General features: G+C 60.4%; 11 protein-coding genes. 4 read left to right on the top strand and 7 right to left on the bottom strand.

Going from position 1 to position 15,525, the window contains the following annotated elements:
- Positions 1–44 precede the first annotated feature (44 nt).
- Both XX99_RS14415 and XX99_RS14410 read left to right on the top strand, forming a co-directional pair.
- Positions 45–1,193 carry a glycoside hydrolase family 18 protein gene (locus XX99_RS14415; RefSeq protein WP_082125588.1) on the top strand — a complete coding sequence of 383 codons (1,149 nt, stop codon included), beginning with the start codon at positions 45–47 and terminating at the stop codon, positions 1,191–1,193.
- A complete protein-coding gene (locus tag XX99_RS14410) occupies positions 1,190–2,425 on the top strand; it encodes a DUF5009 domain-containing protein (RefSeq protein ID WP_050060046.1) in 1,236 nt (411 codons plus the stop codon). Before XX99_RS14415 ends, XX99_RS14410 begins: the two co-directional genes overlap by 4 nt.
- Before the next feature lie 34 nt (positions 2,426–2,459).
- Here XX99_RS14410 and XX99_RS14405 read toward each other — a convergent pair whose 3' ends face one another.
- The 7 genes from XX99_RS14405 to XX99_RS14375 all read right to left on the bottom strand — a co-directional run bounded on the left by XX99_RS14405 (position 2,460) and on the right by XX99_RS14375 (position 9,539).
- A complete protein-coding gene (locus XX99_RS14405; RefSeq protein WP_050060045.1) occupies positions 2,460–3,245 on the bottom strand; it encodes a DeoR/GlpR family DNA-binding transcription regulator in 786 nt (261 codons plus the stop codon).
- A 125-nt stretch (positions 3,246–3,370) separates the two neighbouring features.
- Positions 3,371–4,747 (bottom strand): alpha-L-fucosidase, encoded by a 1,377-nt coding sequence (locus tag XX99_RS14400; RefSeq protein ID WP_156185985.1) that lies wholly within the window; start codon positions 4,745–4,747, stop codon positions 3,371–3,373.
- A 207-nt stretch (positions 4,748–4,954) separates the two neighbouring features.
- Positions 4,955–5,587 carry a uridine kinase gene (gene udk / locus XX99_RS14395; RefSeq protein WP_050060044.1) on the bottom strand — a complete coding sequence of 211 codons (633 nt, stop codon included), beginning with the start codon at positions 5,585–5,587 and terminating at the stop codon, positions 4,955–4,957.
- 2 nt (positions 5,588–5,589) lie between these two features.
- The gene (locus tag XX99_RS14390) at positions 5,590–6,456 is read right to left on the bottom strand and encodes a purine-nucleoside phosphorylase (protein WP_050060043.1); all 867 of its coding nucleotides are present in this window, start codon (positions 6,454–6,456) and stop codon (positions 5,590–5,592) included.
- Positions 6,457–6,467: 11 nt separating this feature from the next.
- Entirely contained in the window at positions 6,468–7,709 is a 1,242-nt protein-coding gene (locus tag XX99_RS14385) for a NupC/NupG family nucleoside CNT transporter (RefSeq protein ID WP_050060042.1), read from the bottom strand.
- Positions 7,710–7,731: 22 nt separating this feature from the next.
- Entirely contained in the window at positions 7,732–9,102 is a 1,371-nt protein-coding gene (locus XX99_RS14380) for a thymidine phosphorylase (protein WP_050060041.1), read from the bottom strand.
- Positions 9,103–9,113: 11 nt separating this feature from the next.
- Positions 9,114–9,539 carry a cytidine deaminase gene (locus XX99_RS14375; RefSeq protein WP_050060040.1) on the bottom strand — a complete coding sequence of 142 codons (426 nt, stop codon included), beginning with the start codon at positions 9,537–9,539 and terminating at the stop codon, positions 9,114–9,116.
- A gap of 191 nt (positions 9,540–9,730) precedes the next feature.
- Between XX99_RS14375 and XX99_RS14370 the strand changes: the two genes are divergently transcribed.
- Complete coding sequence (locus XX99_RS14370; RefSeq protein WP_050060039.1) at positions 9,731–14,587, top strand: Lhr family helicase; 4,857 nt, start codon at positions 9,731–9,733, stop codon at positions 14,585–14,587.
- 2 nt (positions 14,588–14,589) lie between these two features.
- Positions 14,590–15,492, top strand: coding sequence for an Fpg/Nei family DNA glycosylase (locus tag XX99_RS14365; protein ID WP_050060038.1), 903 nt, complete (start codon positions 14,590–14,592; stop codon positions 15,490–15,492).
- Positions 15,493–15,525 lie beyond the last annotated feature (33 nt).

Genomic DNA, 15,525 nt, shown 5'->3' with positions numbered 1-15,525 from the left:
ATCGTTATCCCGGCCTAAAACGCGCTGCGGTCTTCAGTAGACGCTTGTGGGCTGCGCTGGCCATCGCAGCAGGTTTGGCCTTCGCAGCGACTCATTCGGCGATTGCTGCGCCGTCCTCCGGCCCGGAGGTGATCGCTTACGTCTTCCCTCAGGAAGTGCAGCTTAAGCCTGGAGATATCGCGGCGAACAGGCTGACACGCATCAACTATGCCTTCGCTAATATCGTTGGCGGCCGCATCGTTACTGGCTTTCCGCATGACAAAGAAAACTTCGCGGCCCTCACCGCGCTGAAGAAACAGAATCCCCGGCTCAAGGTTCTCGTTTCGGTCGGAGGATGGACCTGGTCGGGCGCCTTCTCGGACATGGCTCTCACCAGTGAAAGCCGCAGTGTTTTTATTCAAAGCGTCGCGGAGTTTATCGATCGATACAAACTCGACGGGCTCGATGTCGATTGGGAGTATCCGGCCATGGCTGGTTCGACCAACCACTTCCGGCCTCAAGATACGCAGAACTACACGTTGCTTCTAGCTGAGCTGCGAGCCCGCTTCGATAAGGAAGAAAAGCGCCTGCACCGGCAGTTGTTTCTCTCTATCGCCGTCGGCGGCGAGAGCGATTTCATCGAGCATACCGAGATGGGCAAGGTGCAGAAGTACATCGACACCGTGAACCTGATGGCCTATGACTACTACGAGCCGGGCAGCGAGCCGATCACCGGCAACCACGCTCCGTTGTTTGCCAATCCTGCCGATCCTAAGAAGATATCCGCAGCTCAATCGATTCAAAACTACGAGCAGGCTGGAGTGCCGGCGGAGAAAATTGTTCTCGGTGTTCCGTTCTATGGACATGCGTGGGGCGGGGTTCAGGATCGGAACCACGGCCTCTTTCAGCCCGGCAAGTCTGCTCCCGAGACTTACGCGAAGTTCGGCAACATCGCCAACACCATGCTGAATCATGGCTATGATCGCTATTGGGATGCGGCTGCTTCCGCGCCTACCCTCTACAATCCCGCCAAGCATATTTTTGTCTCGTACGAAGACCCGCAGTCACTGGCGCTGAAGTGCAAGTATGTACTGGATCACAAGCTCGGCGGAGTAATGTTCTGGGATTATGAGAGCGATCCGACGGGTATGCTGCTGAATGCCATCGATCAGGAGTTTCATCTGCCTTCCGCATCGAACGGAGGAACGCGATGACGACCACAACATTCGCGCCAGTCTCAGAGCGTACGCCGGCAGCAGGCTCGAGCCGCATTGTTTCTATCGACATCTTTCGCGGACTCACCATGGCGGTGATGATCTTCGTCAACGAGCTTGATGGTGTTCACGGCCTGTCGAAATGGACTTATCACATGCCGGCGAAGGTCGATGCCATGTCCTATGTCGACATGGTCTTTCCATTCTTTCTGTTTATCGTGGGGCTATCTCTGCCGCTAGCTATTCGCCACCGATTGAAGAAGAATCCTTCCGTGCCTGCGCTTTGGTTTCATATTTTCCTTCGCTCGTTCAGCCTGCTGGTGCTGGGCCTCATCCTTGCCAACGCGGATTCGGGCGACCCCGCGCGCATGGGCATCAGCCAGGGTGCATGGGCGCTGCTCGCGCTCACCGGCGGCGTTTTGTTCTGGAATGTGTATCCGGGGTTAGACCGGCGTTCGACGCTGGTTCGCGTCCTGCGCGGCATTGGTCTGGTGCTGATGATCGCGATGTTCGCCATCTTCCGCCGCACTACGCATGATGGCCACGCCGCGTGGATCAACTTCTCTTACCCCGAGATCCTCGGCCTCATTGGCCTCACTTATTTTGCTGTTGCCATCCTCTACATTCCCACCCGGCGCTGGCTATGGGCGCCGCTCGCATGGCTCGCTGCGCTGGTCGCGTTCAACAGCCTCTCCGCGGCAAAGTTGATCTTGTTTCCGTCACGCTGGTCGATGTATGCATGGCCTTTCAGCAATGGAGCCCATTCCTCCCTCACCATGGCGGGTGTCGTGGTGTCGGCGATTTTTCTGGGTGCGCACCAGTGGCAATCGCACCGGCAGAAAACCATTCTCGCTGTGATCTTCGGTGCGGCCTGTCTGGTTGCGGGTTGGTTACTGACGCCGCTGGGCATCTCCAAGATTCGCGCCACGCCTACCTGGTGCCTCTACTCCATCGGAGCGGCCACGCTGATCTTTGCGTTGATCTACTGGATTGCCGATGTGAAGAAGCACTCGGGATGGGCTTTCTTCGTCCGCTCTGCGGGATCGAACACGCTGATGACGTATTTGCTGTCGGACTTCTACGCGTATCTCGTTGCGTTCACCGGGCTGACGTATTTCGAAACCCATCTCACCACCGGATGGCCGGGAGTGGCAAGGTGCATGGTGTTTACGGCCTGCATCCTGGCCATTTCATCGATCATCACCAGGCTCAGGGTGCGCATGCAGTTGTAAGCATTGTGCGAGTTGCAGCTTCGGCCGGCTTTGCTTAGACAGCCACTACTCGCACCTGCCTGCTGCGGAAGGCTTCGACTATTTCCGGACTCACGCTGTCGTCGGTAATGATGGTGTCGATTTCTTTTGTGGTGCAGACGCGGGTGGCGCTGACCAGGCCCAGCTTGCTGGCGTCAGCCACTGCGATCACCTGCTTGGCGTGCTTCGCCATCTCTCCGAGAATCAGCGCCTCGTCCGATTCGATCACGGTCAAGCCGTGTTCGGGATGAATGCCGCAAGCGCCCATAAAAACCTTGTCGAAAAACAGCCGCTGGATGGCCTCGAACGTCGTCGCGCCGACCAGCGAGAACGATCCCGGCCAGCGGACGGCTCCCCCAGTGACTGTGACTTTCATGTTGGGTTGGCTGGAGAGCTCCATGCCGATGTTGATGGCGCTGGTCACGATGTGAATGCCTTCGCGGTGGCGCAGGCTGCGCGCAATCTGCGTCGTCGTTGTCCCTGGAGAGAGCGCGATGGTGTCGCCATCGTTTACGGTCTCCGCAGCAGCCAGGGCGATGCGGCGCTTCTCATCGGCGAAGCGCTCTTCGCGCAGCGAGAACGCGGCGTCGAAGCGGAACGGCTCGTACGCTGTCTGCCCGGGCAGCTCCGCGCCGCCGTGCGTGCGGTTCACCAGGCCTCGCTGCTCCAGCTCGATCAGATCCCGGCGGATGCTGGCCGGCGATGCGTCGACCGCAATGGCGAGGTCTTCAACGCTGCCTCGCCCTTTCTCCAAAAGAAGGTGCAGGATTCGCTTGGCTCGGTCGTGTCTCTTTATCGCCATATTCGATTTCCCTCAGAAATGTCTTTCGATGCTCGCAGCTAAATGGTCGGTAACTGTCACCATGCGGAAGCATGAATTATAGCGAGCGATGATTTCATATCCTGCGACCGAGTGAAGTCGCGATCTTACTCTTTCTTCGCAGAAATCGCTTCGTCAAGGCGGAAGACCTGGAATTCGCGTATGCGTGGCTGACCGGCGCCGGCAACGATATTCAGTCTCACGCGTTCCGCAGTCACCGCGGGAAAGCGGTCGATCTTCTTGTGGCCGATTGCGTAATCGGAGACAACAGGCTTCCACTTACCGTCCTGCCAGGCCTCGATCCGGTATTGCTGCACGTTCTGTCCGTCGTTCAGCCACTCCATGGTCAACGTGTGATCGAAAGTAGTCGGCTTGGCGAATCTGACTTCGATGGTGGCGGACCGCTCGTTTTCAGGGGCAGACCAGAAGGTGTCGCGATCGCCATCGAGCGCGCGTTGCGTGTTGTCGTCGGCAGGCAGGTGGTGCGTGGCGAGATTGTTGGAATAGCGCTGGCGCAGCGCATCCCCAAGCTCGCTCAAACGCGCAACATCGGTATCCGGAATAAGCCCGCGGTCGTCGGGAGCGACGCCCAGCATCCACTGGCCGCCATGCCCGACGGAATCCTCATAGCTGGCAACGAGATCGTCCAGGCTGCGGAGCGACGCTTCATCGTTCGGATGCCAGAACCAGTGCAGCTTGCGCAGCGGAGTGTCGGCTTCGATGGGTCGCCAACGCAGATATCCGTGCCGGTCGATGACATTCCAGTTCTCGTAATCGATGCGGCCGGCTTCGTTCCCAACCCAGCGGGCATCGCCATATTCAAAGAGCGCGGTGTCGGCGAAGACGATGGTGTTGGGCTGATAGGTGCGCAGCGTCTCGATGATTTTGGGGAAGTCGTAGGTGCGGCCGCCGCTGCCCGCGCCATCGAGCCAGAACTCAACCAGGTCGCCGTAATTTTGCGCCAGCTCTTCCAACTCGGCGCGGTAGTACTTGTCGTACGCCTCGGGATCTTTGTACTTGGGCTCGTGCCGATCCCATGGAGAGAGATAGACGCCGAACTTGAGCCCATTGGCTCGCGCGGCTCGTGCGACCTCGCCGACGAGATCTCCTTTCCCGTCCTTCCATGGACTCGCCTTGATGCTGTAGTCGGTCTGGGCAGTGGGCCAGAGGCAGAAGCCGTCGTGATGCTTGGCCACCATCACGACATACTTTGCGCCCGACGCTTTGATCGCGCGCATCCATTGATCGGCGTCGAAGTGCGAGGGGTTGAAGACCTTCGGACTCGCCGTGCCGTCGCCCCACTCGCGATCGAGAAAGGTGTTCGTGCTGAAGTGCAGAATGACCCCAAATTCCAAATCCTGCCACTCGGTTTGCTGCGGAGAAGGCTTCACATCAGCGAAGTTCTGCGCGAAGGTATTGCCTGCGGCAATGCTGATCGACGCGAGCGCCAACGCCGCAAGCAAGAGGCGTTTCCCGGGCATCATAAGATCTCGAAAGCGTGAGATAGGCATAGGTCAGTGGCTGCTATTACTCTCGCACACTGAGTGAAGCTGTAGCTAACTGCATTAAGGCGCGCTGCGCCGCGAGCAGACGGTCGGTCCTTCGACTACGTCTCTCGCGATAAAACTGCGAAAGACTTCGCTCGAGATGACGACTCTTATGACTCAGAGTGCTTGGTATGTCGATATTGGCTAGCGGACGCTTAGCAGTTCCAGGAGCCCACGCTCTTTGAGGGACGTCAACACCTGCTCGATGGACCAATCGAGCGACTCCGTGCCGTCGACCACCAGGTCCGCGAATTGCGCCGAAGGCCGTACGTACTTTTCGGCCATGGGCCGCACCGTCTCCGCATAATGCTCTGCGACTGCTTCTTTGGTCCGTCCGCGATCGCGACAATCCCGGCGCAGTCTGCGCTCATAGCAGGTGTTATCGGGCGCATCGACATAGACGCTGAAATCGTAAAGACTACGCAGCCCTTCGTAATGTAGAGCGAAGATGCCATCGATGACGAGCAGGTGATCGACCTCAAGGCGTGTCGTCATTCCTGCAGCGCGGGTGTGGTTCGCAAAATCGTACTGCGGATGATAGATGACCTCGCCCCGAGCGAGCTGCCCGACATGGTCATTCAGTAGATCGGATTCCAGCTGGTCCGGATGGTCAAAATTTTGCTGGCAGCGTTCCTCATAGCTGAGGTGCGAGATGTCGCGGTAGTAATGATCGATGTGAAAGTGAGTGCCTTCCAACTCCCGCGCCAGCTCTTCCGCCAGAGAAGTCTTACCAGACCCAGAACAACCTGCTACACCCACAATCACCGGACCGCTCACTTCTACTTCGCGCCTCCTTGAATCATTTTCGACATCTGCGGCAGCATCTGCTCCAGGAGTGCCGCCAGCCGCGCTTCGACTCGCTGGCCTGTCTCCATCACCTCTTCGTGGCTCAATGGTTCGCCCTGGATTCCAGCGGCCATATTCGTCACACAGGAGATGCCCAATACTTCCAGGCCCATGTGCCGCGCGACGATATTCTCTTGCACTGTCGACATCCCGACTAAGTCCGCTCCCCAGGTGCGAAAGGCGCGAATCTCCGCAGGAGTTTCGAAGCTGGGCCCCAGCAGGCTGAGATAAACGCCCTCCTGCATAGGCCTCTCCCCATTATCGGCAATCGCCTGGGACAATTTGCGAAGACGCAGCGAATAGGCTTCGGTCATGTCGAAAAAGCGCGGTCCCATTCGATCGTCATTGGGGCCGGACACCGGATTATGCCCGGTGAAATTGATGTGGTCGGAGATGAGGACAAGATCGCCCTGGGCGAAGCTTTCGCAAATCCCGCCTGCCGCGTTGGTCAGCACCAGACCGCGTATTCCAAAGAGTGCCAGCACGCGAACGGGAAACGTCACCTGTTCGGAGGAATAGCCCTCATAGGCATGGACGCGGCCCTGCATTACCGCCACGGGTGTTTCGCCGATCTTGCCAATGACCAGGCGGCCGCTGTGCCCCGGAACTGTGGAGCGCGGGAAATGAGGAATCGCGGCAAATGGAATGGCGATGGGGCTCTCGAGCGCGGTTGCAAATGCACCCAATCCCGACCCGAGCACCACGGCGACCGCCGGTCTCAAATCTGTTTTTTCGGAGAGAAAGGCAGCGGCTTCGGCGGCTTTTCTATGAATATCGGATGGGTCGGAGGGATTTGGCATCGGTCAACTCTCTATTGAATCAGAATTCCGACGATTGATGCAGACATCAGGTTGGCCATGGTTCCCGCCAGCATGGCCCGCAGCCCCAGCCGAGCAAGGTCGTTCCGCCGATTTGGAGCCAGCGCGCCGATGCCCCCGATCTGAATGCCGATCGAGCTCAGATTGGCGAAGCCGCAGAGCGCAAAGGTGGCAATGGTGAAAGATCGGAAGTCGAGCGCTGCTTTCTGTGCTCCAAGCAGCGAATAAGCTACCACTTCATTGATGACCATGCGCGTTCCGAGCAGATTGCCGACGATCCGCGTGTCATGCCAGGGAATGCCGATCAGCCATGCGATGGGCGCAAAGAGCACACCCAGGATGGCGTCCAGACTGGTGGGGAAGTAGCTGAAATGGCGTGCCGCGAGCCAGTTATGAATGCCGCCCAGTACGCCGTTGAGCAGGGCGATCAGGGCCAGGAACGAGATCAGCATGATGGCCACATTGAAGGCCAGCTTTCCCCCATCGATGGTGCCGCGTGCGATCGCACCCAGCAGGTTTTCTTCCTTATGCTCTTCCTCGGGAGGCATGTGCACCACGCCCATGGTCGCGGGAGTTCCTACCTCCGGCACCAGCATCTTCGAGATCAAAATCGTTCCCGGGGCGGTCATGATGACCGCGGCCAGCAGATGCTGCGCCTCGATCCCATACAGGATGTACGCAGCCATGATGCCGCCCGAGACATGGGCCATGCCGCTGGTCATGATGGTCATCAGCTCGGAGCGCGTGGCGTCAGGCAGGAAGGGACGGATGGTCAGCGGGGCTTCCGTCTGGCCCATGAAAATGCTGGCCGCAACGTTGAGGCTTTCGGCACCGGAGACGCGCATGGTCCACTGCATGAGCCGCGCGAAGACCCGAATGACCAGCTGCATCACGCCGATGTGGTACAGCACGGCGAAGAATGCGGAGATGAAGATGATGGTAGGCAGCACCTGGAAGGCGAAGATCAATCCAAAGGGCGAATGCTGCTTGCCCAGATCGCCGAAGACCATCTGCGAGCCGGCGAAGGAGTAGGCGAGCATGCGGGTGATAGCCGCACCGACCGAGCCGAGAATCTGTTGGCCAACCGTCCACTTCAGCACCAGAAATGCGAAGACGATCTGCAGGCTGAGTCCCCAGATCACAGTGCGCCACCGGATGGCGCGCCGATTAGTGGAGAAGAGCCATGCCAGCGTCAGCATGGTGAGCAGGCCAAGCACCCCGGTGAATCTTGCCAATGTTTTCCCCTATGAGTCCATCCTATGGGCGAACCGGTGATTCCTGAAAATGATTTTGTAGCACTTCGGCGCTGTTTTTGCGTGTGATGATGTCGCTGATCAGCGCCGGCGGGGCCGACGGCTGGTCTTCAATGACCAGTGCGGACGCGAGAAGCTCTTCTGGCTCGGCGAAACGCGACTCCTCGTCGGTGAAAAGCGTGCAAAGCGCTTCACCGGCTGCGATGCGGCTGCCCAGCTTTACGTGCATCTCGAGACCGGCGTGGGCGGCAACGGGTTCACCAGCACGCTCGCGCCCTGCGCCGAGGCGCTGAACGGCCCAACCTACCTTCTCGCAGTCGACGCGGCTCAAATACCCGCTGTGTTCGGCACGAAACTCGCGGCGAAACTTCGGCGTATGAAAACGCACGGGATCATTCAGAAGCCGGGCATCGCCGCCTTGCGCCTCCACCATACGTATAAAAATGTCCAGCGCGCTGCCATCGGTTAGCTTTGCCTCGGCAATGGTCCTCCCTTCTTCCGCGCTGGCGGCCTTGCCGCCGAGGTAGATCATCCATCCGGCCAGCACCAGCGATAGCGCGCGTAGGTCCTCACTCAGGGCATTGCGCTGATTTTTAAGCAGCTCGACCGACTCCCAGATTTCAACCCAGTTGCCGGCGAAGCGGCCCAGCGGCTGATCCATCGAAGTGAGAATCGCCGCCGTCCGCGTGCCCGAGCGTTCGCCGGTATCGACCATGAGCGCTGCCAGAAAGCGCGAGGCCGAGAGATCTTTCAGAAAAGCTCCGGAGCCAGTCTTTACGTCAAGCACCAGCCCGTTCAAGCCTGCGGCCAGCTTCTTGCTCATGATCGAGGCGCAGATGAGCCACGGGCTCTCCACCGTGCCGGTCCGATCGCGAAGGTCGTAGAGGACGCGATCTGCAGGCACCAGGTTCTTTGTCTGACCGATGATGGTGGCGCCGCATGCGTCGATCACCCGCCGCGCTTCCTTCAGCGACAGTTGGGTGTTGTAGCCGGGGATGCTCTCGAGCTTATCGAGAGTGCCGCCGGTGTGTCCCAGCGCTCGTCCGCTGATCATCGGCACGGCCACGCCGGCCGCTGCCGCAATCGGGGCCACCAGGAACGATGTCTTATCGCCCACGCCGCCGGTTGAGTGCTTATCGACCGTCGTGCGTCCCAGTCCTGCGTGGTCGAAGACCTCGCCCGAGTACCGCATCGCCGCAGTCAGAGCCGCTTCTTCGTACAATGTGAGACCACGCAGGAAAGCAGCCATCAGAAAAGCAGCCAGCTGCGCTTCGGGAATCGACTGTCGTGCGGCGCCTTCGACAAGGAAGCGAATTTCGTCCTCTGTCAGCTCGCCGCCATCGCGCTTCTTACGGATCAGATCAATCGGATGCATGATGCACTCACTTACTTTGTTTCGAGATGAAAGCTGAACGGCAGCAGCTCGGCGAAGCTGCGAATCTCGATGCCCGCATCGCCGGGAAAGACAATTACCGCACTAGGAGTGACGAATTCGCTCATCACCTGCCGGCAGGCTCCGCATGGCGGGCTGGCGGCATCATTCAAATTCGTCACAGCGATGGCGACAATACGATGGGCCGCGCCCCGCTCACTTACAGCGCGGAAGAGCGCGTTGCGCTCGGCGCAGCTGGTCAGTCCGAACGATACGTTCTCCACGTTGCAGCCGGTCGTTATGTGGCCGTCGTCGAAGAGCAGCGCAGCGCCTACGCGGAAGCGCGAATAGGGCGCATAGGCATGCGCGGCAACTTCGCGGGCAGCGCCAAGTAATTGTTGCGCCAGGGTTGGATCCAGCAAATGAGAGGTGTCTGACATCGTCTTAGAGGCTAGAGCCGGGCAGGAAATTTCGCAAACGGCAAGATCGGGCGCAGATTTTCGCGACGTTTTGTTGCTGTGGGATCTGCTCTCAAAGTGTTTCCGTTCGGCCGCAAAGGGAGCGCATAACTTGCGGCGGATCAACGCACGAACGCATCCAAGCAGCGTGAGGAATATCCTGAATTCAGGCGATGAAATCGAAGCCAAACCCGCTTAAGGGCAAGCGTCGAACAGCCGCGGAAGCGGCCCCGAAGCCGTCCAGCCTGAACATCGCGGAGCTTAACGACGCCGCGCTCGCGCTTTTTCATCCGGTCACCGCAGAGTGGTTTCGGGCGGTCTTCGATCATCCCACGGCGCCGCAGCGCCTGGGCTGGCCGGCCATCGCGCGTGGCGAGAGCACCCTGATCCTTGCCCCCACGGGAACGGGAAAAACGCTCACCGCCTTCCTGTGGTGCCTGGATCGCCTAATGCTCCATTCGCCCGACTCAGACGTCGAGGGCTGCCGCGTGATCTACATCAGCCCGCTCAAGGCATTGGCCGTCGATGTCGAGCGCAACCTTCGTTCGCCGCTGGCCGGCATCGATAACATGGCTCGCCAGCGCGGCGTCGCGGTGCATATTCCCGAGATCAGCATCCGTACTGGAGATACGGCGCAGCGCGAGCGAGCACGTTTTCGCCGCCATCCTGCCGAGATCCTCATCACCACGCCGGAGTCCCTCTATCTCTTGCTGACCTCAGAGTCGGCAACTTCGCTGCGAACGGTCGAGACCGTCATCATCGATGAGATACACGCTCTCGTCCCTACCAAGCGCGGAGCCCATCTCGCTCTCAGCCTCGAACGCCTGCAGGCCATCACTGGCAAAGAGCTGCAACGCATTGGGCTTTCGGCGACGCAGCGTCCGCTTGAGGAAGTAGCGCACTTTCTTGCCGGTGTGGAAGTCAGCGGTCGCGCGCCACGCGAGAAGGGCACTCCGCAGCAGAAGGCGGCGAGCGAAGTTGCTGCCTTCGAGCATGAATGGACTACGGACGAAGAGGCTGCACAGCCTTTTCGTCCGGTGACAATCATCAATGCCAGCGAGACAAAACGCCTCGAGCTGAAGGTCGAGGTTCCGGTCGAAGATATGGCTCGCCTGGGCCAGATCGAGGAGCTGCCGAGCGGCGCGGCTTCGCAAGGACCGAAGCGCACATCGATTTGGAGTGCCATCCATCCGCGTCTGTTGGAGATCATCCTCGAGCGCGAGTCCACGCTCATCTTCGTCAACAATCGACGCACCGCGGAGCGGCTGGCCGGTGCGATTAACGAACTCGCGCAGGAGCGCGATCTTCCGCAGCCGCTGGCGCGCGCTCACCATGGCTCGCTCGCGGCAGCGCAGCGGTCGGAGATCGAAGAACAGCTCAAGGCAGGCTCCATTCGCGCGCTTGTCGCAACGTCATCGCTTGAGCTGGGCATCGATATGGGCGCCATCGATCTCGTCATTCAGATCGAAGCGCCGCCTTCGGTAGCCAGCGGCATGCAGCGCATCGGCCGCGCCGGGCATCAGGTGGGAGCGGCGAGCGAAGGCATCATCTTTCCCAAATTCCGCGCCGACCTCGTCGCGTGCGCCGCCGTTACGCGCGCGATGCACGAAGGTTTGGTCGAGTCGGCGCGCTATCTGCGTAATCCGCTGGACGTGCTGGCGCAGCAGATCGTCGCCACAGTCGCGCATCCACCTGCGCTGGCTGTTCCGCGCAGAAAGAAAGAGCCGCCGCCACAGCCGGAGATCACAGTCGAAGCGGTTTTCGCCATGGTGCGCGCATCGGCGCCTTTTGCCTCGCTCAGCCGTACAGCCTTCGAAGGCGTGCTCGATCTGCTCGCCGGCCGCTACCCCTCGGACGAATTCGCGGAGCTGCGTCCGCGCATTACCTGGGATCGGGTGAGCAACACGCTCACCCCGCGCGAAAGCGCCAAGAGCCTGGCGATTTTGAATGGCGGCACGATTCCCGATCGCGGTCTTTACGGCGTATTTCTTTCGGGCTCGGAGAAGCCGGTGCGCGTGGGTGAGCTCGATGAAGAGATGGTCTTCGAGAGCCGCACCGGCGACACCTTTGTCCTCGGCGCATCGTCCTGGCGCATCGACGAGATCACGCACGATCGCGTGCTCGTCTCGCCCGCGCCCGGCGAACCCGGCAAGATGCCTTTCTGGCATGGCGATCAGGCGGGGCGGCCACTGGAATTCGGCCAGCGCATCGGCGCACTGATTCGGGAACTGCGTGAGGTGCCGCGCAACGCCGCTATCAGCCGCTTGACCCGCGAGCATGATTTGGAGCTGCAGGCGGCGGAGAACCTGATGCGCTTCCTGGCCGATCAGGAGATTGTAACCAATACAGTTCCAGATGACCGCAACATCGTCATCGAGCGTGTGCGCGATGAGCTGGGCGACTGGCGTGTTTGCGTGCTCACACCTTTTGGAAGCCGCGTGCACGCGCCCTGGGCTATGGCGGTCACCGGGCGCATTCGCGCGTCAGGAGGACCGGATGTCGAGACCATGTGGGCCGACGATGGTTTTGTTCTGCGCTTTCCTGACACCGATGTTGCGCCCGACGCCGACCTCATCCTCCTCGATGCCGGCGAGGCCACCGATTTAGTCCTTCGTCAGTTAGGATCGACCGCGCTCTTCGCTGCGAAATTTCGCGAATCAGCGGCACGCGCTCTCCTGCTGCCGCGCCGTCGCGCGCAGGGCCGCGCCCCGCTGTGGCAGCAGCGCAAGCGCGCTTATGACCTGCTCGCCGTAGCATCCCGTTATCCGTCGTTTCCGATGCTGCTCGAGGCTTATCGCGAGTGCTTGCGGGATGTCTTCGACATCCCTGCATTTCTTGAGGTGCTGCGCTCGGTCGAAAAGCGGCAGATTCGCGTTCATGTGGCCGATTCACGCACGCCGTCGCCTTTCGCCTCGTCACTGCTTTTCAGCTACGTGGCGAATTACATCTATGACGGCGATGCGCCGCTGGCAGAGCGTCGTGCACAGGCTCTCTCCATCGATCAGGATCAGCTGCGCGACCTGCTTGGAGATGCCGATCTCCGCGAGATCCTCGACGCCGATGCCATCGCCGAAGTAGAAGAGCAGATTCAGGCGCTTGGCGAAACGCAGCGCGTCCGCTCGGTTGATGGCATGCACGATCTGTTGCTTCGTCTCGGCGATCTGGCCCGTGAGGATCTTGCGAGGCGGCTCGAATCCGTGGATCTGCTGCAGTCGCTCGATCGATTGTTGCGCGCCCGCCGGCTCCTCGAAGTCAAGATCGCTGGAGAGAAGCGCCTCATCGCCATCGAGGACGCGGCGCGTTACCGCGATGCGCTCGGGATCCCGCTGCCGCCCGGCATTGCCGCCTCATTCCTCGAACCGGTGGCGGCGCCGGTGCTCGAACTTGTCCGTCGCTATGCCCGCACCCATGGGCCATTTACGCTACAGGAAGCCGCCAAGAGATTTGGCCTGGATACGAAGCTGGTTGACTCATCGTTGCGGACGCTGCTGCTTGATGGGCGCGTTGTCGAAGGCGGCTTTCGTCCGAACGGCGTTCATCGCGAGTGGTGCGATGTCGAAGTCCTGCGCCAGATTCGCAGAAAGTCACTGGCACGGTTACGAAAAGAGATCGAACCGGTAGAGCAGCACCTCCTCGCGCGCTTCGAGACCCACTGGCAAGGAGTGCTGCAACGCCGTCGCGGGCTCGACGCGCTTCTCGACACGATCGAGAACCTGCAGGGGGCGCCGCTGCCCGCGTCCATGCTTGAATCGACCATCCTGCCCGCACGTCTCAGCAGATATTCGCCCTCTGACCTCGACACCCTCATCGCCGCCGGCGAAGTTGTCTGGTGCGGCCTCGATCCGCTCGGCGAGCATGACGGTCGCATCGCGCTCTATCTCTCCGACAAGCTCTCCACGCTGCTGCCGCCGCGCAACGTCCGCACCGATGAGCCGGTCACGGAAAAAGAAACAGCGATTCTCGATCAACTCACCCGCAACGGAGCCATGTTTTTCGCGCAGCTTCACGATGCGCTCGGTGGCGGCTATCCCGGAGAAACGCTCGATGCCCTCTGGGATCTTGTTTGGCGCGGCCTGGTCACCAATGACACTCTGCATGCGCTGCGCTCATATGTGAGCAAACCCTCGTCTTCGCGGCCGGCCAAGCGGCAGCATAATCTGCCTACGTTTCGATCGCGGCGCACCACTCCGCCCAGCGCGCAAGGCCGCTGGGGGCTTGTGCCGCAACCTGACCGCAGTACGCCGGCGCAGCAGACCGAGTGGTCGCACGCTCTCGCGCTGCAGATGCTGAATCGCTATGGCATCCTCACCCGCGAAACGGTGGCTCAGGAGAATGTTCCCGGTGGCTTCAGCGCTGTTTACGACGTGCTGAAGGCGCTTGAGGAGAGTGGGCGGGTTCGCCGCGGATACTTCATCGCAGGGCTTGGAGCCGCGCAGTTCGCGTTGCCTGCAGCGGTCGACCTGCTTCGCTCGCTGCGCAACAACTCCGACAAGCCGGAGATTGTTGCTCTCGGCGCCGCTGACCCAGCGAATGTCTATGGCTCTGTTCTGCGCTGGCCGCAAAACAGCGGTCAGGGTGCGTCGACTGGTACAACACGGCCGGGCGACGAGCTCAGTGCGATTCCTGAGACGGAAGCCAGCGAACCCGGTCCGCGCTCGCTTACCCGCAGCGTTGGAGCTTCCGTCATTCTGCGCAATGGAGAGCTTATCGGCTACATGCGCCGCAACAACCCGAGTCTGCAGGTCTTTCTACCGGCGGATGAGCCAGACCGCGGCAATGCTGCGCGAGATCTCGCGGCGTTTCTCGCGCGGAGCGCGCAGGAGAGCATGCGGCAGGACGAAGCTCGTCACCGCGGAGGCCTGCTCATTTCCACGATCAACGGTCAGCCGACGCACGAACACTTTCTCGCGCGCTTCCTCATGGATGCCGGCTTCACGCCAGCGCCGATGGGCTTCAACATGCGCCGCATCCTGCCGCCGGTTTCTGCATCCGAAACAGATGTGGCAGCTGCTGCCGGAGAGGTTCAGTAGAGATGCCCGAGGGCGATACCATCTTTCGCTCCGCCCGCGCCCTGAATAAAGCGTTGGCTGGAGCTGCCGTGACTGAATTCGATACCGCTTACGCGCCGCTGGCCAGCGTGCATGACAACACGCCTGTCACGGGACGAATCATCGAGAAGGTGGAAGCTCGCGGCAAGTGGCTGCTCATCTATTTCTCCGGCAATCTCATTTTAGTTACGCACATGCTCATGAGCGGGAGCTGGCATATCTATCGCACCGGCGAAAAATGGAGATGGACGCGGCAGCACATGCGGGTCGTGATCCGCACAAAGAACTTTGAGGCCGTCGCCTTCGATGTTCCTGTCGCGCAATTTCACACCGCCGGCTCTCTGACGCGCCATGCCGCGATACCTAAACTCGGACCCGATCTTCTCAGCCAGCAGTTCTCGGAAGACGAAGCGATGGCTCGCATCCGTGCCCATTCTGACGAAGAGATTGCCAACGTCCTCCTGAATCAGCAGGTCATGGCGGGGCTGGGAAATGTCTACAAATCCGAGGTGTGCTTCGCCTGCAAGGTGCATCCTTTTCGCAGTGTCGCATCGCTCTCCAATGCAGAGATCGACTGCCTGGTCGAGACATCGAGAAAGATGATGGGAGCCAATGTTCTCGGAACATCCGGCGACGGCATTACAACCTACACCGGAGCGCGCCGGACCACTGGCAACGCCAACCCAGCGAGCCGGGTGTGGGTCTACGGGCGGCAGGGCCGGCAATGCCGCCGCTGCGGCACGCTCGTTCTTATGCGCAAGCAAGGCGTCGGGGCTCGTTCCACCTACTGGTGTCCGGAGTGCCAACCGGTGGGAACCTCGTTTGCCGATTCCCCAGTGACGGGCTGGGCTACTCCGATTCGCCGCAAGAAGGCCGGATGCGGCTGATGCGCCAGCCATTGTGAGGCTCCGTTACAATTG

Origin of the sequence: Silvibacterium bohemicum (assembly GCF_001006305.1) — a bacterium.
GTDB lineage: Bacteria > Acidobacteriota > Terriglobia > Terriglobales > Acidobacteriaceae > Silvibacterium > Silvibacterium bohemicum.
The sequence above is the reverse complement of the archived record's forward strand: the minus strand, read 5'-3'. Positions and strand labels throughout refer to the sequence as shown.

Coding starts and splice junctions, on each gene's coding strand:
- XX99_RS14410 (WP_050060046.1), top strand. CDS start 1,190: ATGACGACCACAACATTCGCGCCAGTCTCAGAGCGTACGCCGGCAGCA.
- XX99_RS14405 (WP_050060045.1), bottom strand. CDS start 3,245: ATGGCGATAAAGAGACACGACCGAGCCAAGCGAATCCTGCACCTTCTT.
- XX99_RS14400 (WP_156185985.1), bottom strand. CDS start 4,747: ATGATGCCCGGGAAACGCCTCTTGCTTGCGGCGTTGGCGCTCGCGTCG.
- XX99_RS14390 (WP_050060043.1), bottom strand. CDS start 6,456: ATGCCAAATCCCTCCGACCCATCCGATATTCATAGAAAAGCCGCCGAA.
- XX99_RS14380 (WP_050060041.1), bottom strand. CDS start 9,102: ATGCATCCGATTGATCTGATCCGTAAGAAGCGCGATGGCGGCGAGCTG.
- XX99_RS14375 (WP_050060040.1), bottom strand. CDS start 9,539: ATGTCAGACACCTCTCATTTGCTGGATCCAACCCTGGCGCAACAATTA.
- XX99_RS14370 (WP_050060039.1), top strand. CDS start 9,731: ATGAAATCGAAGCCAAACCCGCTTAAGGGCAAGCGTCGAACAGCCGCG.
- XX99_RS14365 (WP_050060038.1), top strand. CDS start 14,590: ATGCCCGAGGGCGATACCATCTTTCGCTCCGCCCGCGCCCTGAATAAA.